Here is a 25,835-nt window from a genome sequence, read left to right on the forward strand (position 1 = left end):
CGCTCGATCAGTATTACAAAGAAGATAATTCCAACAAATTGTGTACTAAATAAAATGATAAGGGAGATTAATTTAAATGTATTGACATTAGGATTAACAAAAAATATTACGGCAAATAGAAACACAATTCCAAAACTAGCTGCTATTCCAGCGATTTTGACTTTGTCTTTAGTCTTGATGGCTATTGTAAAACGAGGAATAAGATACCATAGAATGAAAAATAAGATAGAATAAATAATAAATGAAGCGTAATAACCATCATCTACCCCTAAAAAAAAACGATAGCTTATCAAAGTAAAAATTAAAAAAACTAAGACTCTTCGACCACCATAGAGAGCACCAACAATTAACGGCAACTGTCGCATATCAAAAATTAAGGAAGGTGTTGGTGAGATCGTAAATGTCATACTTAAAATGATTGAAACTCCAGAAATAATGCCTACAAAGATTTCATTAGAAATACGTGGTGAGTTTTTTTCTATAAACTTATGATAAAAAAAGTAGAGAAAAAAACAAAAGTTAAATTTAGTAGGAAAATTTGAACATCATCAAATACTGTATTCACCCTTATCCTCCAATCAAGGCATTTCTGGTATTTAATACATTCTCTTTTTAGCTTGTAAACTCCTTTTTGATATTTACGTTTTATCAGAAACTTTATAAAAAGTGCTCACTTTCTTTGGAAGAATGTTTTCTAATAGTAACAAAGTACCAAAAGAAGCCAGCCTGTGAAGATAACGAAACTTCTTATAATTACTATTTAAACAGCTCATGGTGTAACCCTATTAGCCTAAATATCTATGCGAGTAACGATTCACTCTCGTAAATATCAGTCTATGCAAAAAAGCATGAGAAAATATACTCATGCTCCTTATTTAAACACCACGTTTATTGCCCCACAATAAGGTATGCAATTGCGGTAATACTTTAACTTGATTCAATTCTTTAGATGCAATAACTTTTTCAATCAATCGCTCATAGCTCGAAATTAACTTATGCATTAATTGTGATGGTTCAATATCTTGCAAGTCCTCATTTCCAACTTGTAAGAAAAATGGAACATCTTTATATCTTACGTGAACGTTCTTCGCATAATTAAGATCCTCATCATTGAAAATAACTACTTTTATACTTACGTTATCTTCCAGTCTATTATTTTCCTTTAACTGGTTAATAATTTTATCTAACGTTTCAAAATTCGTATCCATTCCCGAGCTCGGCGGCTTCGGTGATAAGGTTAAATCATCAACCTTCGTAAACCAGTCCTGCCATTTACTTCCCTGCGTTTCTAATCCGATTTTAATGTTATCTCCTTGAAGAACATCAATTAATTCGTCTATAGCTGCATATAATGCTGGATTCCCACCCGAAATCGTTACGTGATCAAAACGGTCTTCCCCAGTTTGTTTAAGTTCTTCGTAAATTTGTTCGGCACTCATTTGTTTAATTTGATCTTTAGCAGAACCATCCCATGTAAAAGCGGAGTCACACCAGCTGCACCGGTAATCGCATCCCGCAGTTCGAACAAACATCGTTTTCCTACCGACAACCATTCCTTCTCCTTGAATTGTCGGCCCAAATACTTCAATTACAGGAATATTATTCGCCATCGAAATCACCTTTTCTCGGACGATACACAACATAGCTAGTTGGAGTTTCTCTAACAACAACTTGGATACATTTTGGCTTATTTGATAATTGATCAAGGTATTTTTGAATGTTTTCCCAAATTGTCCGTGCGACAACTTCAGTCGTTGGGAAATTCTCTGATTGTAGATCATTAAAGTCCAAAGTATTATCATTTAGAATGGTATGATCATAACGACCATGTACTAATTTTTTGATTAGCTGAAAGTTTACTAGAAAACCACTATCATTTAACGTATCACCAGCTACTGTAACATTAACAAAATACGTATGACCGTGAACATTTTTGCATTTACCAGCTTCATCATGAGGAATAAAATGAGCTGCTGAGAAATTAAAGTCTTTATTTAATTCATATCGATAATCATGTTGAACTTGCGGATAAAATTGCTGTATCATCTAAGCTCGCTCCTCTCTTTTCATATGCAAAAACTCCTCATATCCCCTCAAGCGTAATTCACAGGCAGGACATTCACCACAACCATCACCAATAATACCGTTATAACAAGTTAACGTTTTTGTCCGTACAAACTCGAGTGCACCTAAATCATCGGCAAGCTTCCATGTTTCGGCTTTATTTAACCACATAAGTGGCGTATGAATGACAAATTGTTGATCCATTGATAAATTAAGAGAAACATTTAATGATTTAACAAATGCATCTCGACAGTCTGGATACCCACTAAAATCTGTTTCACAAACACCAGTAATAATATGTTTTGCATCAACTTGACTAGCTAGAATACCAGCAAACGATAAAAAGATTAAGTTTCTTCCTGGAACAAAAGTGGACGGAAGATCCCCATCTTCTCCTGCTCTTACTTCAATATTCTCACGAGTTAAAGCACTAGGGGCTAACTGATTTAATAAGGACATATCAAGAACATGGTGCTTAACACCTAATTCTTCAGATATCTTCTTGGCACATTCTATTTCAAGATCGTGACGTTGATTATAATCAAAAGTCACCGTTTCTACTTCTTTAAATTGTTTTAATGCCCAAAATAGACAAGTGGTACTGTCTTGACCACCACTAAAAACAACAATTGCTTTTTCATTTTTCATCATGGTAAAACTCCTTTACAAACGAAAAAACAGCACCTCTAAGAAGTCCTGTTTCTTCTTAGTTTTTTATAGAGGGTTGAGCTAGAACCTCTACCGATCATTAAGATAACCGGAATTTCTATTTGACTATATTTATTATACTATCATAGAAATTGCAACATTAATATTATACTCTTTCTTACAAAGAATACAACCTTTTAGTGACTCATTTTTTTCTTCTGATAGAAATTACCGACTAAATAACTGCAAACAAGGCCAATTATAAAAGATAAGATTGACCCTCCTGCGGTAAATCCACTAGGTCTCTCTTCGTAAAAGCTAAACATTAACAATTGTATTTCAAAGATATTCCCAATGGCAATAAGAACACCACTTACGCTAAAAAATGTTAATAAACCAACAATTACTGTTTTGACCACAAGTACACCACCTTTGACAGCTAAAGCTGACTGAACAAAAAATCTCGGCTGTGTAGAACTGTAAATTCATACACCTCTTAGCAAGTGAGAAAAATGAGAACAAGATATTTTGAGTTTAACATGATAATAAATAATTTATTTCGTACAAACCCACATTACTTTTCGTAAATGAACCTCGTCTTTGTCAATCCAATTTAAATTTTCATTTTTTATTATTTGATAAATCTGTTCACTATTTACTTTGGACGGTTTAGCACGTTTAATCCAACTGTCTAGGTCCATTGTTGAAGTCCATTTTTTATAGCAAACTATATTAGTAAAGCCAACTGATTGAAAAAGTTCTTCCCACTTCTTTAGTGATATGCATTCATTGTGAGAGGGATCACGCAATTTTTCAATTTCATTGATCCTATTATTCGTTCCACTGTCTTCTGGAATATAGTTATCAACTATAATAAGTTTTCCTTTCTTTGTTAAAACACGGTGCATCTCTGCAACAGCTCTTCTTAATTCAGGAAAATGATGCGCTGCAATGCGACATGTGACAATATCAAAGGAATCATCTGGAAAAGAAAGATTTTCAACATCTCCAATTGCAAATGATATATTGTGTATACCTTTTGTCTTTGCATGACTTTCTGCTAATTTAAGCATATTTGGTGTGATATCTACCGCAACAACCTCATAAACTAACTCACTTAAGGTGATGGCAGTGTGACCTGCACCTGTAGCGACATCTAAGGCTTTTCTTCGCTCCCCCTTTCTTACAACTTCTTTAATCCATGCTAAATCTTTTCCTTTTGCATGCACATTACTTGTCAGATAACCATCTGAAGTTTCATTAAATTGACGAATGACATCATCCTTTTCTTTCATACACTTCCTCCTCTTCCCAAAATATTTATTCTATAATATTAACTTTCATAAAAGATCTTTTCTCAAAGATTGTTACTTTTTACTCAGATGTGAGAAATGCTAATTTCACCTAGCATCGCTTTAGTAATAAGTATTTATATCTATTCAATAATATTTTTACTATAAAACTATTCTAATTTTAGGTAATTAGTAGTATACTTAGATGGTATTTTTTTCATAAGGAGGGGCTTATATGGTTAAATATGAGTTATTTATGCCTGTTCACAAAGGTCTAAGGTTTGCATTAGGAAATTTATTAAACCATGTTAATCAATTAAACTTTGAAAATGAACAAAAGCTGAAGGAATTTACAAAGGAGTTTAACACTCTGTGTGCTGTATTGCACTCGCATGCTGAACATGAAGATGAACATGTTCATCCGATTATTGAAAAATATGCTCCAGAAGTGGCTGAAAAAATGGAAACAGAGCATGAGGCAACAGATGTCCTATTAATCGAGCTAGAAGAATTAATTAAAGATATTAACAACAGTTCTGCAGAAACCCGTAGAGAACTAGGTGTTAAGTTTGTCTATGGTTATAATAAGTTCCTTGCAGCGTATTTAAACCATTTACAAACAGAAGAAGTTGACGTCATGAATATACTATGGGAAAAGTTATCTGTTGAAGAGCTTATGGAAGTAACTGTAGCTATCCGTTCTTCCATTCCACAAGAAATATTAATGGATTACTTTAAATATATGATCCCAGGCCAGAATATTTACGAGCGCGTTGAAATGTTAGGTGGAATGAAAAAATTTGCACCACCTGAAGCATATCAAGCTGCCTGTGAGTTGGCTAAATCTGTATTGTCCAAAGAGGATTGGTCAGAATTGAAAACGGAATTAGAAGCTGCATAAATATCCTAATTTTAACAAAGTCTTCAAACGAACATAAAAGAAGAGGTTGATGAGTGAAGTATTTCTATAAATTTAGCCTCTTCTTTTATGTGAATTGTAATCCACTGATTAGTTCTTATACCTTTAGGAAAAGACAAGGGCTTGGTCATATTATCTAGTTTGTACTATTAACTTAGTATTGAAGGCTTTGATATAAGTAGCTTGTTTTTATCTTCAACTAAGGAAATATGTAATTGTTGTTCCTCTGTAATGGATGCAAAAAATATTGATTTAACATCCTCAACGTTCAGTATGTTTAATTCCTGTTGGAGCCACGCCTCTGTTACATTAAGTTTAGTTAATACTTCTTCATAAACTTTCCCTTCAATAATAACTGGATAAGCAAGCCCCGATGAAACTTTCGCGACTCCCAGATCTTCTATTTTCACATTTGCTTTTTTAGGCTTTCGATGAACTGAGAGATTTCCGTTACCTTCTATTATCGCGAGTTCAACTTCACTTACATCAAAAATCTCCTTCTCTCTTAACATCTGTAAAATATTATCAATGGAATATCTGATCTGACGAAGGTTTTCCACAATAAATTTTCCTTCACTAATAACAAGTGTTGGCTCAAACGTGATTAAACGCCTGATTTTTCTATTGCTGATTTTCCACTTTGCCACTAAAATTTGAAAAAGTCCTATTAAAATTATGGCTACCCCTGTATGGATATGTGGAACATTAGGGTCGGCAATGTCAGCTCCAACTACTGCTCCAAGAATAATTACTACTAAAAAATCAAATACTGGTAATTCTGCTATAGAACGTTTCCCCATTAAGAGCGTTGCAATAAGTATCAGTGGTAATATCGTGATAATTCTAAAAAAAAGAATGATTAACTCCTTAGCCAGCTCCATAAAGTTCATCCCTTCTAGATTTGTCAAACACTTCCTTTCCTATTTTTCTAATTAAACTAAAATTCTATTCTATTTATGTTTTTTTTCTCATTGAATGTTGTTCTTTGCTTTTGAACCTTTAGCCAAGCACACTTTGCGTGAAGGTTTAAGCAATAATGTTTACGAAAAACATTAAATACTATAATTAGTTAGGGGTTCCTATTTTGTAATAATCCGTCTAAAGAAATCAATATATTTATATGTTTTTTTAGTTTAATTAGATATCAAACGAAAATTACAGAATAATAAAGGATAAGACTGAAATAGATAGAATACAGAAAATTCTGAAATACGATATAGTGAATATATATTAGAATAAGTCTATATCAAGGGGGGATGAAATGTGAAAAAATGTTTGCTTCAATTGGCAACAGCACTAACCGTATTAGTAAGTTTAACTGGGTTTAGTCATACAGATGTAGAACAATCTTATCATCCTATAAAAATACAAGAGGATCTACCTCATCGTCATTAAAACAATAAAAATAAACTAGGTTGACTCTACACTAACTTTAAAGTAAATGAGTCCCCCTGACAGTTTCTAAAAAGAAACATAGTAAAAGACAGGGGCAACCTAAAAATAAAAGGAGTTCAGTATAGTATGAAAGATGTCGTCTTCTTTCTAAGAATGAACAGCTTATAATCCCCCCGGTGAAAGGGGTGATACCAATGGATGCAATGACGGTATTCTTAGCAACTAGTATGTTTTTATTAACTCTCGTAAACCTAGTCATTCTTCTGATTGAAAAAATTAAAAAATAGTATTCTGCGGGGTGATTTGCTGTTTATTCATCATTTGAATAAAAATTGATTTCTCTTTTAACAATGTCCGCAAATTGTTCATTTCCTTCAAGATCAAAAATTGTTTTTGCTTTCTCTAAGTATTGTAATCCTTCTTGTTTATGCCCTAGACTATTTAGATTTTTACCTTTTTGAAAATGCAACTCACCAAAAAGGCACATGATCTCGTGCTCAATGCATAATCTAATCCCTTGATCGACTTGTTCTAATGAGGATTGATAGTTTCCGTTTTTTGATAAAGTCTTCGCAAAATTAAATAAAATCCTTATTCTAATACTTTTATCTTGAACCACTGGAAGTTTTTTTAGCTGATAAAGAGCCTTCTGATAATATTCAAAAGAATTCTCAAAATCACCAACCTCACTGTAAATAATTGCAATACTCGTCAGAATCTCAATTTGCCTTTCCGAAAAATTCTTTGTAGTCGTATCGGTAAGTTCAACAGCTTCTTTTAAAAGCTCAAGAGATTGCTTGGCATCTCCTTGGATATAATATATACAGATTGCCTGGTGCCAAAGCATAAATTGTTGATTAACCTTCGTTTGAAAAAGTGGATTGGGCATCTCACTCTCTATCATCTGCGAAACTTTTTCATAGTTACGTTTTCTTATTTCCTGGCGAATTTGGAAAAACACTTCTTTCACATAATCCAATCTTGGACAATCTGTTATATCAAAAAAATAATTAATATCTACTCCAAACCGATTAGCTATCTTATAAAGTACATCTGCAGACGGCGAAACATCCCCGCATTCAATTTGACTTATGAGAGATTGAGTACAGATTCCTTTTGCTAACTCTTTTTGAGACAAGCGTAAGTAATTCCTTAAATCTCTAATCGCTTTTCCAACTGGTATCGCTTCCATAAACACCACCAACAACTTTATTTTTCATTTTACTAGCACCATCTTTTGGAAACAATCAGCCTTTGGTAATTTTTATTTAATTAAGTTGTATTATTGAACCCCTTAATACTAGTACATGTTTTCACTAGCACCGTTCAATTATCATTGAGTACGAAATATTAACTATATAAAAGGAGGATTTATATGAGTAATGAAGTTCATTTAATTCCATATAAAGTAGAGGATGTTATTCCCTATGCTACAGAAAAATTTCCTAAAGGCGTTGTGATGGTTGAGGCCCCGCTATTATGGGACAAGACCCAAGGTGATAACGTTGTAATTGCAGTATTAGACACTGGTTGCCAAATTGATCATCCAGACCTAGAGGATCGAGTGATTAGTGGCTATAATTTTACAACAGATTATCGTGGAGATCCTAATAATTTTGCTGATAACAATGGTCATGGTACACATGTTGCTGGAACGATAGCAGCGTCATTAAATGACCAAGGTGTTGTTGGAGTTGCCCCAAAAGCTGATCTCTTAATTTTAAAAGTTCTTTCGGGAACTGGTGGCGGTAAATACGATTGGATCATTCAAGCTATTTATTACGCGATTAACTGGAAAGGCCCTGACGGCGAAAAGGTCCGTGTTATCTCGATGTCTCTAGGTGGACCTCAAGATGTTCCATTGCTTCACGAAGTGATAAAAGAGGCAATAAAAAACGATATTGTCGTTGTTTGTGCTGCAGGAAACGATGGTGATGGGAAAGAAGATACGATTCAACGAGCGTATCCAGGGTATTATCCTGAAGTTGTACAAGTTGGTGCTGTCGATTTCAGCCGTAAACTCGCTCCATTTACAAATACAAATGATGAAATTGACCTAGTTGCACCAGGTGTGAACATTCTTTCAACATATCTGAACAGTAAGTATGCTCGACTCTCGGGTACTTCCATGGCTACGCCACACGTAACAGGCGCGATTGCCCTTTTAATCAATATTTGCGAACAAGAATTTGAGCGAAGGTTAACTGAACCAGAAATTTATGCCCAATTAATTAGGCGTACTGTTCCACTAGGTTTTAGTAAGTGCGCAGAAGGGAATGGATTACTTTCTCTTCACTCCGCAGCACAGTCTTTAATCAAATTGTTTACGTCTGACGATCATATTGCATAAGAGAGAACAACCCTCACTTTGGCCCTACACAAAATACCAATTAATTATGATTTTATGCCGAAATAAAAAAACTGCACCCCTATTTGTTAGTTGTGTCTAACAATTGGGGTGCAGTTCACTTTGGAATGCTTTTTTTATTTCTATGTCAATTTCAATTTCTATGACCAAGAGAGAATATATATGTTCATTACGCTTCTACTGACAAATTGAAATTTATGAGATATAGTTGCCTGTTTTATTTTTCTTAATTTCCCCTCGAACTACAAGCATCTCTAAAATTTTTTTTGTTACGAGCGTGTTATTATTCGTGTCCTTGAGTTGCGGGTTACTGGCTTTCAACTTCTTAGCAGCTCCTTCATAAGAAATTGCTCTTTTAGATTTCTGGACCATCTCAAGTAGTTGAATCGTATAACTTTTCATTTCATCACCCTTTCAAAGTAACCTAAGTGTAACATAGTGTTGAAAAAATAGGAAATTTCAAATTCTTTTGTCATACTCTTATTTGAAATAGCAAGAACAAATTAAAAAAGTAATCTGGCAAAGCAAATATACTTTTTAAGATACTTTTATTTAGGCAAAATAAAGAGACCAACTTTTTCGTTAGTCTCTTTCATCCAATATATTATCTTGCTTGAATAAACATTTGAACCCAAGCACCATGATAGAAGCCTACACCAATTGTATCGAAATTAGGGTTTAGAATGTTTTGACGATGACCTGGAGAATTCATCCATGCATTCATTACTTCTTGAGGTGTTCTTTGACCTTTTGCAATGTTTTCGCCTGCTGATCGATAGCTAACACCAAACGTTCTTAACATATCAAAAGGTGATCCGTAGTTTGGACTGTTATGTGCAAAGTAGTTAGAGTTAATTAAATCTTCTGCTTTCTTATGTGCAACATGCTTTACGTCAGCGCGATGCTGAAGAGGTCTTAAACCGTTCTTTTGGCGTTCTTGGTTAACAAGCGCTGCTACTTGGTCTTCGAAAGCACTATGATGAGCAGCATCAGGTTTTAAGCGGATTACTTCACCAACGTGCATATTTCTCGGTTCTACATCAGGATTAAGTCTCATTAACTCACGATAATCTAAACCATAGCGTTGTGCAATAAACCAGAATGTATCACCACGCGAGACTTTGTAGTGAGAGAATGGTGGTTCTTTAAACATTTTGATTTGTGCATCTGCAGCTGGTTGTACAGAAAAAAGTGAAACCATAAGTACCGCTGCAACAAGCACGAACTGTAATCGTTTCATAAGTGGTAGTACCTCCATATAAGTATTTTTCAATGTTAAGTTTCACTTTTTCGTGTAAAAGCATACACAATAAAAGCTTCTTCCTAAATTTTTATATTTAGGAAATTGATATGCTATAATGGAAAAACTATATAAAAACATTTGGAGGAATTATGTTAACTTTTAATGAAAAATTAGCAATCATTGAGTCGTTTAAAGAACTAACTAGAAAAGATGTTTCCCTAGGCAGAGTCAACTTTCAATATGAGGAAAGCCAAGCGGAAAAGAAAAATGTTGTTTACCATCTACACCCGAATGGAAATGGCTTTGTTTACGCAGGAAATATCAAGGGCTATTCGACTGACAATAAGGGAATGGTAAATATTCGAGAATTTACAGAAGATGAACTTAAAACAATCATTCAACAATCCATAAATTCACTAGATGTTGTCAACCCCAACGAAGATGAACTAAGTGATGAGGCTATTGAAGAAACGTGGATTAATCGTGATAAACAATCTCTTACTCTTATTAATGAAGAGGGTATGTGGAATGTATATGCTGGTTTAAATCTAGATGGTACGTTTAATTCCTATGGCGAGGCTGCTGCTTATTTAGATGAAGAAGGCTTTAAACGTCTATAGTTTCTTTCTATTGCTATAGCCGTTAGCCAAGCCACAAGTTAGGTTAACGGCTAGATAGCATCAAGTTACCAAAAATAGCATATAAAAAAGCAGCGAAGTCCTGAACACGTCGCTACTTTTGTAAGTATTTATGATTTCACTACATATTTGCTATGATTTACTACCGTTCTCGCTAAATTTCCATTCTTTTCTTTTCTGTTTAATTCAACAGCTACAGAGTTCGTATAAACAGCAATTACTTTTGCATTTTCACCTTTTTCTACACCTTTATTAATTTGAATGATATCACCGACATTTACATGTGACTCTTGTTCCTCTGACATTTTACTTCCCCCTTTAAATTAAAGTATTTCCCCTTTACTTGTAAACATTCTGCCAACACCATGAATAAAAAAGTGGTAGCTGTTAGTAATACTCCACCACTTTATTGTTAAGATATTACATTATTATTAAGCAACAGTTCGTTCATACTAAGGGTGTTATGAAATCATAGGTCTGTTATGTAATCTTCGAACAAAACCCTTAGATATGATATCATTAGTAAAAAAGAAAGAAAAGGTGTTTTGCATGGAAAAACAATTAGAAATCGGGCAAAAAGTTACAGGGATATATAAAACAGGCAAATACATAGGTGAAATAACCAATATTAGACCCTCACAATATGTAGTACGAGTTTTAGCCGTGCTAAAACACCCAGATCAAGGTGATCTACATAATCCCAAAGAAACAAATGTCGAGTTCTTTCATGAACGTAGAGCACTAGCACACCGTGAACAAACTAACATTCCTGAAGTTTATGTTAAACCTTTTGAGGGTGGTATTCCTGATTACAAGGAATCTCTTAAAGAGGCTCTACAAAAGCAATATGCAATCCTTAATGAAGATGGAAGTGAATGGGCGAAGAAGTCAATCGAAATGCTTCATTCATTAGAAAAAGATTATTTTAAATAAAGGTGTCATAAAATTATGTGTTGATTTTGGTCTCATTAGTGAAAAATTCTAAATTCATTTTATTACGTCGTTGGAGCTAAGCTTAGTAAAACTTTCAAACGATGAGCCAAAATCAACGTATTTAAACAATAGGACTAATATAGCTATTTTTATTTATAACTCCAAATTAATCCACATTTCAGTTTGCTCGAGTTCCCCCGCTAATTGATAAAGTAAATCCTCTCTTCCTCTCGCAGCCATAAATTGAACCCCGCACGGTAAACCGTCTTTTGTTTTATGCATTGGAACTGTCATGGCTGGTTGCCCTGTTAAATTAGCAAGTTGTGTAAATGGTGTCCGCATTAAGCTTTGCTCAGCAATTTGGTCTACTATTCCAGTTTTCTTTAACAGGCCCCCTAAACCAATCGTACCAATTGCATTAATTAATAATTTTTCCATTGGCTTCGGTTCGAGTTCACCGATTTTAGCAGGTGGAAAAGCTGTTGTTGGTGTTATATACAGGTCGTAACTTTCATGAAACGTTTCCATCGCAAATGCCGCCCTATCCCATTCACGCATACTTAGCACAAACTCTTCTGCAGTTGTCGTTCGTCCTAATAAACCTAATAACCATGTCTGTGGCTCAACATCACTACTCTTTGCCTTTCTTCCTAATACATCTTCTAATGAAGTAATCGTTGCAGCAACTTCACCAAAATACATCGTTAAATAACTTGTTGCAATTTTTTTACCGTCAACTGGAGCTCTCTTTTCTTCTATCCTATGTCCTAGTTTTTCAAGTTGTTTCACCGTCCGTAAGACAGCTTCTTTACACTCTTGATGTACGTCAGTCCCTAGAGGAGATTCTGTTGTAAAAGCAATTTTTAATACCTTATCGAATGGTAGAGTGACACATTGTAAGTAACTACCCTCGTATGGCGGAGCTTGAAAGGCACCACCTTTTTCAATACCATGGATTTCATCTAGCATGGCAGCACTGTCTCGAACTGACTTCGTTAACACATGATCAGAAGAAGCTCCTTGCCATTGTCTACCAAGTGTTGGCCCTGCTGGTGTGCGTCCTCGCGTTGGCTTAAGACCAAAGAGACCACAGTAAGCTCCTGGTATACGGATTGAACCACCTCCATCATTGGCTCCTGCTATTGGTACCATTCCTGCTGCAACAGCAGCACCAGACCCACCACTTGAACCACCTGGTGTAAAATCTAGGTTCCATGGATTTCTTGTTGGACCATAGTGGGTAGGTTCCGTAATTCCCATTAACGCAAACTCTGGTGTATTTGTTACACCTAAAAAAACCGCTCCTGTGTTCCTTACTCTCCTAACAAATTCACTATCTTTTTTTGCACGATATGATTGAAGTGATTTAGAACCAGAGGTGATTGGTTCACCTTCGATTTCTTGCGTAATATCTTTTAGCAACATAGGGACCCCAGCGAAACGTCCAGTTAACTCTTTTGTCTCTATCATTTTTTCAGCCTGTTCGTACATCTTATGAATAACCGCATTTAGATGCGGGTTTTGTTGTTCTATAACTTGAATAGCTTGCTCTAATAACTCTTTTGGCTGAACTTGCTTTGATTTAACAAGTTCAGCCAGTCCAAGTGCATCGTAACTTTTGTAAAAATCCGCCATACGATCACCTCTTACACATTTTCTTTTTTTCTCAGGTATTTATCGATTTATATTAATATCAGTCCAAGAAACGAAACAAATAAAAGTCTTTTTTCCTATGTATTTTGTTAGATAACTGATTTCGACGTCTAACCGAAAATTCCTTTTTGTCCAAGAAAATATAAAAACACAATCAGACGATTGTGTTTTTATTATGGTCATGTACCATTGTTAATTTTCGATTTTCAAATGCAACTTTCATTCACCTATTCATCTACAGCAAGCTTCTTTAATGGCTGATCAGCAGGTCCTTCAATTACATCTCCTTCTGGAGAAAACCTTGAACCGTGACATGGACAATCCCATGTACGTTCGCCGTCATTCCATTCCACCTCACAACCCATATGCGTACAAGTTGTATCTACACAATGAAGTTTTCCATCTTCATCACGGAATGCCCCTGCTTTTTTCCCGTTTACTTTTACGTGTGTCCCTTCTCCGACCTTAACATCTTCAGGGAACTTATCAATACGTTCAAACTTTCCTTTCACTAACTCTACCGCAACGTCGGCATTCTTTTTTACTAACTCCTTAATACTTGGGTCTGGAACAAAACGTGACGGTGTGAAGATGTCTTCATAGAGATGTCGACCTTCTAAAATAAGATCTTTTAACATCATCGCTGCTGCTGTACTGTTGGTCATCCCCCATTTACGATACCCAGTTGCTACAAGAATGTTTTCTTTCGTTGAGGTGATAGGTCCAACATACGGGACTTTGTCCAATGTATATAGGTCTTGTGCAGACCAGCGGTAGCGAATATCAGTTAAGCCTAAAACATCCTTTCCAAACTGTGCAAGTGCTGCATAATGTTTGATCGTATTAACACCTTTACCTGTTTTATGGCCATCCCCACTTAATAGAAGAAGCTCTTCACTTCCAATCGGTGTCGAACGAACAGAACGAGTTGGTGACTCGGAAGTTATATACATTCCACCTGGATAAGGCTGTTCTGATTTAACAGCGACAATATAAGAGCGTTCTGGATGCATTCTCGCAAAATAAAAACCCATTCCATCATAAAAAGGAAAATGAGAACATGATACAGCGTATTTACATGCTATATAATGACCATTTCTCGTAATGATTTTCGGCTGATCTTCCTCTTCTACATTCACTGCTGTCGTATTTTCGTAAATGAGTCCCCCCGCTTTTTGAATTTCCTCTACTAGAGGGAGCAAGTACTTAATAGGATGAAATTGCGCCTGATTTCTCATCACTACAGCCTTTTTCATCGGAAGCTGTAAAGGCATCGATTCGATAAGCCCACCTTGGATGCGTAGTTGTTCATAGGCTTTCGCTTCTTTCTCCAACTTATTTAGTTCCTGCTCTGAATTCGTATAGATGTAAGCATCCTGCTCTTTAAAATCACAATCAATTTTCAATGAAGTAACTGTATCTTTAATAAAGGCACGCGCTTGATCATTTGCATGATAATATAATTTTGTTTTTTCCTCACCGAAATGGCTAATAAATTCGTCATAAATAACTCCATGCTGTGCAGTTACCTTCGCAGTTGTATGTCCTGTCGTTCCGTTTAGGATAACACCAGCATCAATTAATGCCACTTTTACTCCTGCTTGACTTAATAAATAAGCTAGAGTAATCCCTGTTATACCAGCACCTACTATACCAACCTCAACTGTAATATTTTCTTTAAGTGATGAAAAAGAAGGAATCTGTATATCATCACGCCAAAAAGGCTCTGGAAATTTCGGAAAATTATGGTTATCATTGTTATTCATTGTCATGTTTTTCCTCCACAATTGTTTTCCTTATGTTCCCCTAATTAATTGGGAAATATGTGAAGTTTGATTTGGAAATTTTACCATTCACATGATGAGTAGCCTAATATATAGAATAAAGAAGAAATTGGAGGAAAAATAAATGAGAGAATTAATACTCGTGTACCATGCAAAAAGTGGGGTGTGGAACGGTTTATTGGACTCGATCCATAAATGGGCTTCTCCTAGCACGTATCCATGTCAATTATGCGCTATTACCTATGGACATGTCAGTATGAAACGTGAGTGGAAGAAGTACATTGAATCGCTAGACTTTCCCGTTACCTTTTATCATTTAGATGATCTTCCAAGCGATTATCCTGAAACAAAACTCCCATGCGGATTTCTCCGCACTTCAAATGGGCTTCAGGAACTAATAAGCAGAGAAGAAATAAATAGCTGTAAAAATGTTAAAGATTTAATTTCTATCGTTAAAAACAAACTCAAATAAAAAACTGTCCTAATAAACATTCTAGCCTTAAAACTCTGGGTCGTACTTATTGTAGCAACTCTTGCAGGTTTAAGGACTAGTTACTTAAAGGACAGCTAGACATTGTGAAATAGACTCTTTATATCAAAATTCAATACGAGCAGTGACAAGATATTTAGTTTTCTTCAGGAGTAAACGTTCGCCTTGAAAATTCATCATCTAGCATGAACAAAGCATTGTTGTCGTTTTGAATTCGCTTCAGCTTTTCAATAATACTATCGAACATCGCTTCTTCCTCCACTTGTTCGTCAAGGAAAAATTTCAAAAATTGAATTGTAGCATGCTCTCGTTCATCCATCGCAATATCAGAAAGCTTATAAATATTTTTAGTTACTAGTTGTTCATGAGCATACCCATCTTTAAAAACATCTAAAATCGTATCAAACTCATTTTTCGGTGTTTCATAGCCTGTAATTATTGCCCTTTTCCCACGATTGTTAATATAATTATAAAATTTCATTGCATGGAATCGCTCTTCCTCTGCTTGAACTAAGAAGAAATTTGCAAATCCGTCGAGACTTTGTGCAGAGCACCATGCTGCCATTGCCATATATGTATGTGCTGACTCAAATTCAAAATTCATTTGTTCATTTAATGCGTTTAACATTTTCTCACTTAACATCATACCGCCTCCTTTATAAGCCATGTTACCCGATGGTTCTTTTATTTACAAGCTATCTAATTCCCCTGCACCAAAAGAGAATCAAAAAAACAGATGGGAGCTTTTAGTCCATCTGTTTTTTATTTGTCTGTTATAGAATGGCTGTTTATTTTTTTATGTTTCGATTTTGTGTGGAAGTGGTATCAAATTGTTGGTGGTAATTTTTTGCTTTGGAGATATCATAACTGCACAAATATCATCGTTATAGCCTTCAGTTTTAGAGATAAACTTTTGCATTACCTCTAAGAATGATTGATTAGTTTCTTTAGAATGAGTGTAGTAACTCATTATTGTATCGATACCTTTTTCTCCATCAGCTCTAAATTCGTCAGTCAAGCCATCTGTATACAACAATAAATCCCAGTTTCCATGTAGTTCAACGATACCACAGTGGTTTGGGAGTTCTTTAAAGATACCAAGAGGCATAGATCCTCTATCTAATGAGTGTATCCCGCTTTTATTAATAAGAAGTCCAGGTGGGTGGCCTGCATTCATATAGGTAATACTTTGTTTATTTGTATCAATTAGTGCATAGATGCCAGTGACAAAAGTAAATAATTCTTCATCGCCTTCGAGCAATTCATTTAACATTCGATTCAACTCACACATAACCTCATAAGGATTTATCTTTTCACTCATGACTTTCTTTAATGCGGGTGTGATAGCCATTCCTATTAAAGCTGAAGAAACTCCATGTCCCATAACGTCTAGCACGATAACACCATATACACCATCTTCAATTTCATACCATGCACAAAGATCGCCTGACAAAAAATGAGATGGAACATAAATACTATCGATAGAAAGTTTAGAATCATCAAGTGGTTTCATTAAAGTAGATTTTTGAATTTTCCTTGAAAGTTGCAGTTCTCTTTTTGTTTGAGTTTCATACTTTCTTAATTGTGAAAAATATTCTTCAAGTTGCAATGTACTCCCTATTAAACTAGCAAATGTTTCTAGTTTAGGGATATGGCTCTCATTAAATACATCAGGTTCTGGATCCATTGCACATAACGTTCCAAACGTTTTCCCGTCCTCAAGAACAATGGGAACGCCTAAATAAGAACCAATTGTAAACAACGAAGTGACTGGCATATGATTGACAAGAGATGACTGAGCCGTATTCTTTATTAATAAAGGCTTATGGTGAGCTACGACCATATTACAGTAAGATTCTTCTAATGGGGCATTAAAGGTAGAAGGAACCGTACATCCACCTTCTTTATTAAATACATCTAATATAATAAATCGGTCATTTCTTGTACTAGCAATAAAAAAAGTTTTTGCTGGAATAGTTTCACTCATTAATTGAAAAACATTTCGTCCTGTTTTTGCAAAGTTTGCTAATTCCGAAGCCATAAAATCCTCCATTATCTTAATTTGTATGTTATCTAACTATAGTATAATTTGTAATATTTTGATAGTCTCGTTAGAAATGTTTTTTTATTGGGAAGGATTTTTCTTCTTGATTGCTCGAAAGAAAATCAGTAAATTTCATAGAAAAAAGTAGTGATGCTATGACTAATATGAACAAAATTAATAATGATATTAAACTGGCAATACCATCAATAGCGATGTAAAAATTAGAAATGGAACGATATAACTGAAATGAAAAAAACGACGTCATTAAAAAGACCAAGTAAAAAATAATTGAACTCCTTCTCACAGTACACCATCCTTTAAAAATTATAAACGATAAGCAGGATGACCCCTGCAGTCAATGCAGGCAAACACCCTCAACTGATGCAGTAAAGCGAGCCAATATTCATCGCTTTCCTCTTTTCTTCGTTTGAAAACGTCACACGCTCTTGTTTGTCTCTCTCTAAATTTATCTGAAAATTATAAAAATATACACTAAATTATATTTCACTTTAGCAAAATTATTTGCATTTTATAAACATTTCCTATAAAGGTGCCAGGCACCTTTATTGCTTTAAAGTCTCTAAGTGATTTGAATTTCTTCTAACATCTGTTCATATACCCTCTTAATCATCCGTTAAAGGTTATTCCGTCATACCATTTATTGTTATTTATATAAAAATTCACTAAAATTTAATTGTAGTTAAAATAAAAATGCACGGAAAAAATAAATCCGTGCACTTTCTAGCAATACTTATTAATGATCATCAAATTCTATCACTATATCTAAAACCGCTTCCTCGTTTAACTTTTGAATGTATACTGTTTCTGATTCTCTATCATCCGTATTTATAAATTTATTAAATTGCAAGCTTATTCCCTTATCCTGTCTGTCTGTTAATACTCTATAAATTTTGTTCTGGTCTAAACCACCACCGATATAAAGCCCTTCATAAGGGTCTCCTCCTAAATTACGGATTGTCATTTCATAGTAGTCGTGTTTTTGATTGACAGAATTGTATTGAAAGTCAAAAGAATAATAAACTTCAATAGTAACATGGGTCTGGACGACTTTTTCTATATAAAATTCGTACTGTTCGTCAACTAGATACGTTTCATCCACAATAAATGTGCTTACACCTTCTATCACTGGTATTTCATCGATCAAAAATTCCCATTCACCCGCGTAGTCCCCACCACGGTAGACCGTTACATTTATATCTTTTAGCTGATCGACATCACCTACATATGAAGAACCAAACACCCCAGCAAGTCTCGTTTCGGAAAGCTGCCTCGTCGGATTTCCACTAAGCATATGATAATAACTACCACGATCACCTACAAAAAAACGCGACTCTTTCAACATAAGGTCTTCTTCAGGAACAGCAACAAGATCAATAGGTTCTGGATGTGTTTCAATAAAGCCGAAATAAAGCCTCGTACCGTCAAACATCATTTCAGTAATTTCTAGCGTAATGCCGTTACTCGTTGCTGATATATTCATTGGAGTTGTCAATCCTTCTTCACTCAAATGCTGAAGCCCTTCCTCACCTACTAATTGAAATACACTTTCCTTTAGCAACTTTTCCTGTACCCCTTGCTGAACAACAGACTGGAACATCGGCATTGAAATAATCATCACTATAAAGATTGCAGCAGCGACACCGAATATTACCTTGTAATTCTTCGATGGTCGTTTTTTCCGTTCTGGCAGTGAATTAAGGGTTTTATTCATACGATCAACGACCGATGTTGGCGGCTCTTTCACGTTTTGTCGTAATCGTTTTGACAGTTGTTTATCCAGTTCATTCATTTGTAGAACACCTCTTTTCGTTAGTTTCTAATAAGGGCATTAATTTCTTTCTTGCTCGATGTAATCTGCTTTTCACTGTACCCTCTGCTACATTTAATACCTCACTCATCTCGTTAATCGTCCATTGCTCTATATAAAATAGAACGATTACCACTCGTAAATCATCTGGAAGTTGTTGTATCACTTCTTCTAATTCAAAATCAGTGGTCATCGTTTCAGAAACCACTTCTCGGTTCCACTCCGTTAACTCGACAACACGTTTACGCTCACGAACAATAGAGTAACTTTCATTCATGACAATCCTCATCAACCATGTTTTAAAATATTTCGGTTCTCTTAACGTTGTAATTTTTTCATACGCTTTCGTTATGGCTTCTGAAAGTGCGTCCTCGCATGCTTCTTTTGAATGGACAATTGTAAGTGCCATACGATACATACTGTTTCGATTTTGTTCTATTAATTGTACGAATGCTTCTTTATCACCTTGTTGAGCTCTTTTGACTACTTTTACCTCATTCATTGCGTCCCTCCTCTCTTTCTATACGTTAGATGGGGAACCTGGCGATCTGGTTCACAAAAAAAATAAAAAAGGACTGGCCCAATTAAATGTGCATTCCCCTCATCTTCGTGATAGCACCACATGGTCAGGTTACTACCTATCCTAAAAATGAGATGAAAGGACACTTATATGAGTCAGCCCACACCTTGTCTATATAATTTATGGAATAGCTTATTAAGACGCTTTTTTCGGTTCTAAAACTTTTTTCCCTCGCAAAACAAAACTACTGGCAAATACCATTACAACTAAAGTAACGGTTATTAAGGCGCCGTGCATGAGCCATACCATTTGTGGCATCGTCATGTGTGAAAGGAGAAATGGAGCAATAAGGAAACCACCAGCAAAACCGAGTGACTTCAACAGCATCCCTACGCCAAAGATACGCCCACGAATGTGATTTGCTGTTCGTTGTAAAATTGTCGCATGTAGTGTTGTAAAGGCAGCATCAAAAATTCCTGTAAAAAAGGCAAAGAATAAAATAATCCAAAGGTTTAACCCAGATAAAAAGATAATAAATCCAGTAGACATTAAAATCGCTGAAATAAAGCATGTAAAATAGATCTTTTGATCTTTGATCCATGGTAACTTAGGTAACGTAAATGTCGCTAAGACAGAACCTACACCCCAAACAGCCCAAATCATACCGTAATAAAAGCTCTGCCTTAATGGATCGAGTGTTTCAGCCAATAATGGAATTCCCATATTGTGAGAGCTTCCCGCAAATGCACCAACTAAAAATACGATATTTACAAACATTAACATTGGTGCGACTAATAAATATGAATAAACTTCTTTTAAATCGACCCAAACCGATTTTAATTTCTGCGTAATCCCACTTGCTACCTCTACCGTTCGAGTCATCGGCGACTCCCATTTAATACGTAAAAGAACCAAACCTGCAATTAAATATAAAGTGGCATCTATAAATAACGTTAATTTATAACCAAGAAAATCCGTAATGATGGCTGCAGCTAAAAAGCCTGCGACAAGAGCAAATGACGTCAATCTCGCAATTAAAGCATTCGTTGGTAGAGTGTTCTTCTCCCCAAAAATTTGTGGGATTTCCGCACTAAAGCTAACCATATAACTACTATTCACAAACCCTATTAAAAACGATGCAATAATAATCATTGTAGGATCTGGAAACGGAATGAGAGCCATAATAATACCTGCTCGTAAAAAATTACTAATGATCATAATCTTTCTACGGTTAAAACGATCGGCTAAAATACCTGAAAAAAGACTCGACAACACCCCGCCAATCGTCCGAGCGGCCATCGTTGCTGCGAGCCAAGCCGTACTTCCAGTTGCTGCGTAAATAATAACGTTCAAAACAATTAAATCCATAAACATACCAAAATCGGAAAGGGCTTTCGTATACAAAATCATTTTGCGATTCATGTTGCAACCTCTTATTCTGTTTTTTTATTATATTGTAATCTGCTTATAGTTATTTCGCAATACGAAATTTTAGTAATTTAGAAGACTGTCTTCGTAGTTGATAATGAATATTTACATTTGGAATTGATACACCTTCAAGGAAAATATTAGGAGAATCCAATAACCAAAACCCGTTTGAGCCACCTTAAAGGTATAGATTAGGAAATTGGCACCTTTAACAGTAATTAGTGTTCGAATGGTGGGATATATCTCAAAATCATGGGGTATCAGTAAACGAGCTTATTGAAGGCTAACCCTAATGTAGATGAATACGCATTACCGATCAGGTCTCAAATAAAAATCCCTCCCTGTAAGATAAATGTAAAATAACACAAGTCCTAAACCACAATAGGTGTAGGACTTGTTTCGCTTCTATTTTATTAATCAAACCGTGTCGTCTGATAGCCATCGATGATCCGTTCAAGTTCCATCGTAAAATTCAACTGCAGTGGACCTGGCAGTAGGCTTTCAATTTGCCCGACTTCCTTTAAGCTTTCTGCGTCTTCTAATTCTTTCGGCTGCAGTTCAAGCGTGCGAAACCATTTTTCAAATTCATCGATGAAATCGTAGAAGTGACGTTCAAATCGCTCCGCATGTTCTGCTCCTTCGTCACCTGAAGTTTGCTGCATCATTCCCCAGTCCGCTAACGCTTCATCTAATGCTTCTAACACTTTGTTAAACATACAACATCAAGCCGCCTTTTCCTATTTGTATTGTACGTCAAACCACTCTTTGGCCAAATCAACTTCCTGTCTCGTTAATTCGTGGCCACCTTCCCCCCAATGCTCAGTAACCTTTGCATTGGCTTTTCGAAGTTCTTCAATAAGCTCTTTTGTCTCATCAGCTGGAATTAATGGATCACGCTTCCCAGCACCCACGAATACCGAAGTTTTACTAAGATCAGGAAGTGCGACACCCCGCAGTGGCACCATCGCATGAAAAAGAATTGCTCCTTTTAGCGTATGTTCATAATGATACATTAAGCTCGCAGCGATATTGGCTCCATTTGAATAACCGATTGCAACGACTCGCTTACGATCAAAACCGTATTTTTCAGCCATTTGGTTGATGAATTCATGAAGCTCTTTTGTACGGAATTTTAAATCTTCTTCATCAAATACCCCTTCGCTAAGGCGTCGGAAAAAGCGTGGCATTCCGTTTTCCAATACATTTCCTCTTACACCTAAAACTGAACACTGTGGAGCGATAATTTCCGCTAATGGTAATAAGTCGCGCTCGTTTCCACCGGTACCGTGTAATAGCAATAAAATTGGAGCTTGTTTGTCTGACCCTTCAATAAATACATGTTGCATCATTATTCCTCCTCTATTCTTTCGTCTCTAAAGGCTTAAGTTTTGCTTCGATTTCTTCACGTTGATGTTCAAAATATGGAGGTAGTGACAGTCTTTCTCCTAAATGTTCAAACGATTCATCTCCTTCAAAACCAGGACCGTCTGTAGCAAGTTCATATAAAATTCCATTCGCTTCACGGAAATAAAGTGACTTAAAATAATATCTTTCTACAAAACCTGAATTTGGTATTCGCAATTGTTTTAAGTAACTTGCCCACCCACGTAATTCTTCCTCATTTTCAACTCGGAAAGCTACGTGATGAACACTACCTCGACCTTGTCTCTCAACAGGTAGGTCGTTTCTTTCTTCTAAATGAACTTCTGTTCCTGTACCACCTTCACCCGTTTCAAACACTCTAACATCTGGTTGGCCATTAATAAGTGATGGATAGGAATCTTTTTCTCGATAACCTAATAGCTCGGTAAGTATTTCAGCAGATCGGTCTACTTTTGCAACGGTTAAAATAACAGGACCCAATCCATAAATCGCATGTTCAGTGGGTACGGGGGCCTTATCCCAAGGCTTTCCTCCAGCAACACCAGCATTATTTTCATCTGAAACGAGCATTAACCGCTGACCTTCAAAATCACGGAACGCTAATGTTTTTCTTCCTGTATGTTGAGAGATTTCATCATGGTCTATCTTATTTTGTTCAAATCGTTGCTTCCAAAAGTTCAATGAAGCGTCACTAGGAACTCGAAGTGACGTCGTACTAATACTATTAGTCCCGTAATGTGTTTGTCCCGCATAAGGCAATTCAAAAAAGGTTAAGTCCGTACCTGGGTTACCTCGTTCATCTGCATAAAAGAGGTGATAAACCGACGTATCATCTTGGTTAATTGATTTTTTGACGAGCCGCATGCCTAACGTTTTCGTATAAAACTCATAGTTTCTTTTCGCATCGGCTGTAATGGCTGAAACGTGATGTTGTCCTCTTAACGGTTTTAATTCCATATCTTCACGCCCTTCATTTTTTTACCTTATATTTAAGTTTAGTACTTCACTTTTTCACTGTAAAGAATACTGCTTAAGACCTGTTACTCCACTCTGGCTCCATATGAACGTAAAAAGGATACCGCTTGACCAATATCCATTCGAGCTCCTTTCACATCCATCGATTTGAAATCTACTCCTTCTAATAGTGCCCCACGTAAATCAGCACCATTTAATCTAGTTTTACTTAACTGGCATCGGGTTAAATCAGAATCTCGCAAATCTACTTTTTCTAAATTAGCTTCAGTTAAATCCGCTTCTGCAAGTTTAATTCCCCGTAACTTTTGCTTTGATAAATTGGCGTATCGTAAATTAGTATATGACCAATCACCGCCTACAATCGTCATCCCATCCAAATTGGCTTCTGCAAAATCAGAGCCCGTCATTTTACATTCTTTAAAAACAGCTACAAATAAACTAGCGGCACCAAACAAGCAATTAGTAAAAGACGAGCCTGTATGCGATGATGCATTTAACTGTGCTCCTGTAAAATCACAATCGATAAATTGGGAGCGTACCGTTGCTACTTCCTCAATGTGACACCCACGAAAACGACAGCGCACAAAAAGACAATTTTTCAATTCAGCCTCACGAAAGTTGATATCTGTAAAATCTATTTCAATAAATTCTTCCGCTAAAAACGTTCGCATCTTTTTCAAATACTCCTATCGTAATCTCAATGTTCCTGAAATTGTACAAACAGCACTACCACCTACTTGTATAACTGGACCGTTTTCACTAAATGAAGTTTTTATATGTAATCTTCCAGGACGACCAGCAGCGTAACCTTGACTTATGTAAAATTCATGGTTTCTATTACTTTCAAGAATATTTTCCAACAGAAAATAGCCCGCTAATGCACCGTTAGCAGAACCCGTCACAGGATCTTCCGCAATTCCAACAGCAGGGGCAAAATCTCGTGTATACACTTTCATACCCTCTTCTTGGCTGTCAAATGTGAAAAGATGCGTTGTACATATGTCATGCATTAGATTATGTTCTTTTAACTGGTCAATCATTGGGGTGGCTTCATCAATTGCTTTTCGTGTATTAACAGGAATTAATAAGTGCCAATTCCCTGTATAGCCGAGTTTTATTGGAAATTCTGCCTCCAGTTCGCTAGTTGAAATACCGACCAACTTCGAAATCTCTTGAATGTCTGTAGCTAACTCTTTTACCTGTGGCGTCGTCTGCGTCATAATAACCGATTGAAGCTTTCCGTTGTCCATAGAAAATTCAATCGGGACTACCCCAATGTTCGTTTTAAAATGAATGGACTCAGCCTTAGCTAACCAACTATATTCTGTTGCCATCGTCCAAGCAGCTGCCAGCGTTGCATGCCCACAAAAATCAATTTCTTGCGTAGGTGTGAAAAAGCGGACACGAAAATCAGTAGCTTCTTGGTCATCAGGCATTAAAAATGCCGTTTCAGACAAATTTAATTCTCGAGCAATTTTTTGCATTTCAACTTCAGTTAAATGAGTGGCATCTGGGACTACTCCCGCAGGATTTCCCCCAAATGGTTCAGTTGTAAACGCATCAACATGGTAGATTTGAATGTTTCTCAAGTAGATCATCCCTCTCTATTCAATTAAAAAGCAGCTCCAGTGAGTCAAACTAGAACTGCTACGCTTCGATGTCTTATAGGTTTATGCTAATACTTTAATAAATTCTCTCATGTAATCTGGCAAATCTGGTGGACGACGGCTCGACACAAGATTCCCATCAACTACAACTGGCTCATTCACCCATGTAGCACCCGCATTTTCCATATCGTCTTTTATTCCAGGTGTACTCGTAACTGTTTTGCCATTAAGAATTTTGGCTGAAATTAATACCCAACCCGCATGACAAATTTGTCCAATTGGCTTGTTTTGTTCATTTAATATTCGAACCATTTGTAGTACATCCTCATATCGTCTTAACTTATCTGGAGACCACCCACCAGGTACGAGAATAGCGTCATATTTTTCAGCATCTACTTCATCGAATGCCATATCACTGACGATTGGTACACCGTATTTTCCAATGTATTCTTCATTTGCCTTTTCACCAACAATATGTACGGTTGCCCCTTCTTCACGACACCGCAAAACGGGATACCATAACTCTAAATCCTCAAAATCATCACTGACGAGTTGAATGATCTTTTTACCTTCAAGTTTCAAATAAATACCTCCTTAGACAAATAGTAGACTAAGTTTATTTT

The 25,835-nt window shown here is 36.0% G+C and carries 29 protein-coding genes, 1 pseudogene and 1 riboswitch; of the genes and pseudogenes, 6 read left to right on the forward strand and 24 right to left on the reverse strand.

Features of this window, described 5'->3' with window-relative positions; genetic code table 11:
- Nucleotides 1-14 precede the first annotated feature (14 nt).
- The 6 genes and pseudogenes from GKP30_RS23380 to GKP30_RS01700 form a co-directional block, all read right to left on the reverse strand.
- A pseudogene (locus tag GKP30_RS23380) lies at nt 15-485 on the reverse strand (LytS/YhcK type 5TM receptor domain-containing protein); the annotation flags it as partial.
- Between the two features lie 390 nt (nt 486-875).
- Nucleotides 876-1,610: a 7-carboxy-7-deazaguanine synthase QueE gene (gene queE / locus GKP30_RS01680; protein WP_216827650.1), complete on the reverse strand. Its 735-nt coding sequence runs from the start codon at nt 1,608-1,610 to the stop codon at nt 876-878.
- Complete coding sequence (queD, locus tag GKP30_RS01685; protein WP_216827651.1) at nt 1,600-2,046, reverse strand: 6-carboxytetrahydropterin synthase QueD; 447 nt, start codon at nt 2,044-2,046, stop codon at nt 1,600-1,602. The genes queE and queD overlap by 11 nt, the downstream gene beginning before the upstream one ends.
- The gene (gene queC, locus GKP30_RS01690) at nt 2,047-2,712 is read right to left on the reverse strand and encodes a 7-cyano-7-deazaguanine synthase QueC (RefSeq protein ID WP_216828070.1); all 666 of its coding nucleotides are present in this window, start codon (nt 2,710-2,712) and stop codon (nt 2,047-2,049) included.
- A 52-nt stretch (nt 2,713-2,764) separates the two neighbouring features.
- Nucleotides 2,765-2,809, reverse strand: a riboswitch (PreQ1 riboswitch).
- 100 nt (nt 2,810-2,909) lie between these two features.
- Nucleotides 2,910-3,131 (reverse strand): hypothetical protein, encoded by a 222-nt coding sequence (locus GKP30_RS01695; protein WP_216827652.1) that lies wholly within the window; start codon nt 3,129-3,131, stop codon nt 2,910-2,912.
- Nucleotides 3,132-3,266: 135 nt separating this feature from the next.
- Nucleotides 3,267-4,007, reverse strand: coding sequence for a class I SAM-dependent methyltransferase (locus tag GKP30_RS01700; protein ID WP_216827653.1), 741 nt, complete (start codon nt 4,005-4,007; stop codon nt 3,267-3,269).
- A gap of 232 nt (nt 4,008-4,239) precedes the next feature.
- On the opposite strand from GKP30_RS01700, the gene GKP30_RS01705 reads away from it, so the two are divergent.
- Nucleotides 4,240-4,905 carry a hemerythrin domain-containing protein gene (locus tag GKP30_RS01705; protein WP_216827654.1) on the forward strand — a complete coding sequence of 222 codons (666 nt, stop codon included), beginning with the start codon at nt 4,240-4,242 and terminating at the stop codon, nt 4,903-4,905.
- Between the two features lie 167 nt (nt 4,906-5,072).
- Here the strand turns inward: GKP30_RS01705 and GKP30_RS01710 are convergent, their stop codons facing one another.
- Nucleotides 5,073-5,804 carry a DUF421 domain-containing protein gene (locus tag GKP30_RS01710; protein ID WP_216828071.1) on the reverse strand — a complete coding sequence of 244 codons (732 nt, stop codon included), beginning with the start codon at nt 5,802-5,804 and terminating at the stop codon, nt 5,073-5,075.
- Between the two features lie 382 nt (nt 5,805-6,186).
- Between GKP30_RS01710 and GKP30_RS23685 the strand changes: the two genes are divergently transcribed.
- Nucleotides 6,187-6,318 carry a hypothetical protein gene (locus GKP30_RS23685; protein ID WP_268884647.1) on the forward strand — a complete coding sequence of 44 codons (132 nt, stop codon included), beginning with the start codon at nt 6,187-6,189 and terminating at the stop codon, nt 6,316-6,318.
- 310 nt (nt 6,319-6,628) lie between these two features.
- Here GKP30_RS23685 and GKP30_RS01715 read toward each other — a convergent pair whose 3' ends face one another.
- Nucleotides 6,629-7,510, reverse strand: coding sequence for a helix-turn-helix domain-containing protein (locus GKP30_RS01715; protein ID WP_216827655.1), 882 nt, complete (start codon nt 7,508-7,510; stop codon nt 6,629-6,631).
- A 183-nt stretch (nt 7,511-7,693) separates the two neighbouring features.
- Between GKP30_RS01715 and GKP30_RS01720 the strand changes: the two genes are divergently transcribed.
- Entirely contained in the window at nt 7,694-8,668 is a 975-nt protein-coding gene (locus tag GKP30_RS01720; RefSeq protein WP_216827656.1) for a S8 family peptidase, read from the forward strand.
- A 213-nt stretch (nt 8,669-8,881) separates the two neighbouring features.
- On the opposite strand, the gene GKP30_RS01725 is transcribed toward GKP30_RS01720, so the two are convergent.
- Together GKP30_RS01725 and GKP30_RS01730 are read right to left on the reverse strand one after the other, a co-directional pair.
- Nucleotides 8,882-9,088: a hypothetical protein gene (locus tag GKP30_RS01725; protein ID WP_216827657.1), complete on the reverse strand. Its 207-nt coding sequence runs from the start codon at nt 9,086-9,088 to the stop codon at nt 8,882-8,884.
- Between the two features lie 202 nt (nt 9,089-9,290).
- On the reverse strand, nt 9,291-9,926 hold the full coding sequence (locus tag GKP30_RS01730; RefSeq protein ID WP_216827658.1) for a CAP domain-containing protein: 636 nt from the start codon (nt 9,924-9,926) through the stop codon (nt 9,291-9,293).
- Between the two features lie 152 nt (nt 9,927-10,078).
- Between GKP30_RS01730 and GKP30_RS01735 the strand changes: the two genes are divergently transcribed.
- On the forward strand, nt 10,079-10,549 hold the full coding sequence (locus GKP30_RS01735) for a hypothetical protein (protein ID WP_216827659.1): 471 nt from the start codon (nt 10,079-10,081) through the stop codon (nt 10,547-10,549).
- A gap of 128 nt (nt 10,550-10,677) precedes the next feature.
- On the opposite strand, the gene GKP30_RS01740 is transcribed toward GKP30_RS01735, so the two are convergent.
- Nucleotides 10,678-10,872: a DUF2187 family protein gene (locus GKP30_RS01740; protein WP_216827660.1), complete on the reverse strand. Its 195-nt coding sequence runs from the start codon at nt 10,870-10,872 to the stop codon at nt 10,678-10,680.
- 244 nt (nt 10,873-11,116) lie between these two features.
- On the opposite strand from GKP30_RS01740, the gene GKP30_RS01745 reads away from it, so the two are divergent.
- Nucleotides 11,117-11,500, forward strand: a complete 384-nt coding sequence (locus GKP30_RS01745) for a kinase-associated lipoprotein B (RefSeq protein ID WP_216827661.1) — start codon at nt 11,117-11,119, stop codon at nt 11,498-11,500.
- Nucleotides 11,501-11,653: 153 nt separating this feature from the next.
- On the opposite strand, the gene GKP30_RS01750 is transcribed toward GKP30_RS01745, so the two are convergent.
- Complete coding sequence (locus GKP30_RS01750) at nt 11,654-13,135, reverse strand: amidase (RefSeq protein ID WP_216827662.1); 1,482 nt, start codon at nt 13,133-13,135, stop codon at nt 11,654-11,656.
- A 245-nt stretch (nt 13,136-13,380) separates the two neighbouring features.
- Nucleotides 13,381-14,925: an FAD-dependent oxidoreductase gene (locus tag GKP30_RS01755; RefSeq protein WP_216827663.1), complete on the reverse strand. Its 1,545-nt coding sequence runs from the start codon at nt 14,923-14,925 to the stop codon at nt 13,381-13,383.
- A gap of 136 nt (nt 14,926-15,061) precedes the next feature.
- On the opposite strand from GKP30_RS01755, the gene GKP30_RS01760 reads away from it, so the two are divergent.
- On the forward strand, nt 15,062-15,409 hold the full coding sequence (locus GKP30_RS01760; RefSeq protein WP_216827664.1) for a hypothetical protein: 348 nt from the start codon (nt 15,062-15,064) through the stop codon (nt 15,407-15,409).
- Nucleotides 15,410-15,563: 154 nt separating this feature from the next.
- On the opposite strand, the gene GKP30_RS01765 is transcribed toward GKP30_RS01760, so the two are convergent.
- From GKP30_RS01765 to GKP30_RS01815, 11 genes are all read right to left on the reverse strand, one after another.
- Nucleotides 15,564-16,070 (reverse strand): ferritin, encoded by a 507-nt coding sequence (locus tag GKP30_RS01765; protein WP_216827665.1) that lies wholly within the window; start codon nt 16,068-16,070, stop codon nt 15,564-15,566.
- A gap of 153 nt (nt 16,071-16,223) precedes the next feature.
- Nucleotides 16,224-17,468 carry a GAF domain-containing SpoIIE family protein phosphatase gene (locus GKP30_RS01770; RefSeq protein WP_216827666.1) on the reverse strand — a complete coding sequence of 415 codons (1,245 nt, stop codon included), beginning with the start codon at nt 17,466-17,468 and terminating at the stop codon, nt 16,224-16,226.
- Between the two features lie 757 nt (nt 17,469-18,225).
- Nucleotides 18,226-19,281, reverse strand: coding sequence for a DUF4179 domain-containing protein (locus tag GKP30_RS01775; protein ID WP_216827667.1), 1,056 nt, complete (start codon nt 19,279-19,281; stop codon nt 18,226-18,228).
- On the reverse strand, nt 19,274-19,801 hold the full coding sequence (locus GKP30_RS01780; RefSeq protein ID WP_216827668.1) for an RNA polymerase sigma factor: 528 nt from the start codon (nt 19,799-19,801) through the stop codon (nt 19,274-19,276). Before GKP30_RS01780 ends, GKP30_RS01775 begins: the two co-directional genes overlap by 8 nt.
- 213 nt (nt 19,802-20,014) lie before the next feature.
- Nucleotides 20,015-21,241 carry an MFS transporter gene (locus tag GKP30_RS01785; RefSeq protein ID WP_216827669.1) on the reverse strand — a complete coding sequence of 409 codons (1,227 nt, stop codon included), beginning with the start codon at nt 21,239-21,241 and terminating at the stop codon, nt 20,015-20,017.
- A 419-nt stretch (nt 21,242-21,660) separates the two neighbouring features.
- Nucleotides 21,661-21,963, reverse strand: a complete 303-nt coding sequence (locus tag GKP30_RS01790; RefSeq protein WP_216827670.1) for a hypothetical protein — start codon at nt 21,961-21,963, stop codon at nt 21,661-21,663.
- A gap of 21 nt (nt 21,964-21,984) precedes the next feature.
- Entirely contained in the window at nt 21,985-22,593 is a 609-nt protein-coding gene (locus GKP30_RS01795) for an alpha/beta hydrolase (protein WP_216827671.1), read from the reverse strand.
- Between the two features lie 13 nt (nt 22,594-22,606).
- Nucleotides 22,607-23,587 carry a ring-cleaving dioxygenase gene (locus GKP30_RS01800; RefSeq protein ID WP_216827672.1) on the reverse strand — a complete coding sequence of 327 codons (981 nt, stop codon included), beginning with the start codon at nt 23,585-23,587 and terminating at the stop codon, nt 22,607-22,609.
- A gap of 83 nt (nt 23,588-23,670) precedes the next feature.
- Complete coding sequence (locus GKP30_RS01805; RefSeq protein ID WP_216827673.1) at nt 23,671-24,276, reverse strand: pentapeptide repeat-containing protein; 606 nt, start codon at nt 24,274-24,276, stop codon at nt 23,671-23,673.
- Nucleotides 24,277-24,291: 15 nt separating this feature from the next.
- The gene (locus tag GKP30_RS01810; RefSeq protein WP_216827674.1) at nt 24,292-25,194 is read right to left on the reverse strand and encodes a PhzF family phenazine biosynthesis protein; all 903 of its coding nucleotides are present in this window, start codon (nt 25,192-25,194) and stop codon (nt 24,292-24,294) included.
- Nucleotides 25,195-25,275: 81 nt separating this feature from the next.
- Nucleotides 25,276-25,794, reverse strand: coding sequence for a type 1 glutamine amidotransferase domain-containing protein (locus GKP30_RS01815; protein WP_216827675.1), 519 nt, complete (start codon nt 25,792-25,794; stop codon nt 25,276-25,278).
- Nucleotides 25,795-25,835: the final 41 nt, after the last annotated feature.

The organism is Alkalihalobacterium elongatum (assembly GCF_019024285.1).
Taxonomy (GTDB): domain Bacteria; phylum Bacillota; class Bacilli; order Bacillales; family Bacillaceae_F; genus Alkalihalobacterium; species Alkalihalobacterium elongatum.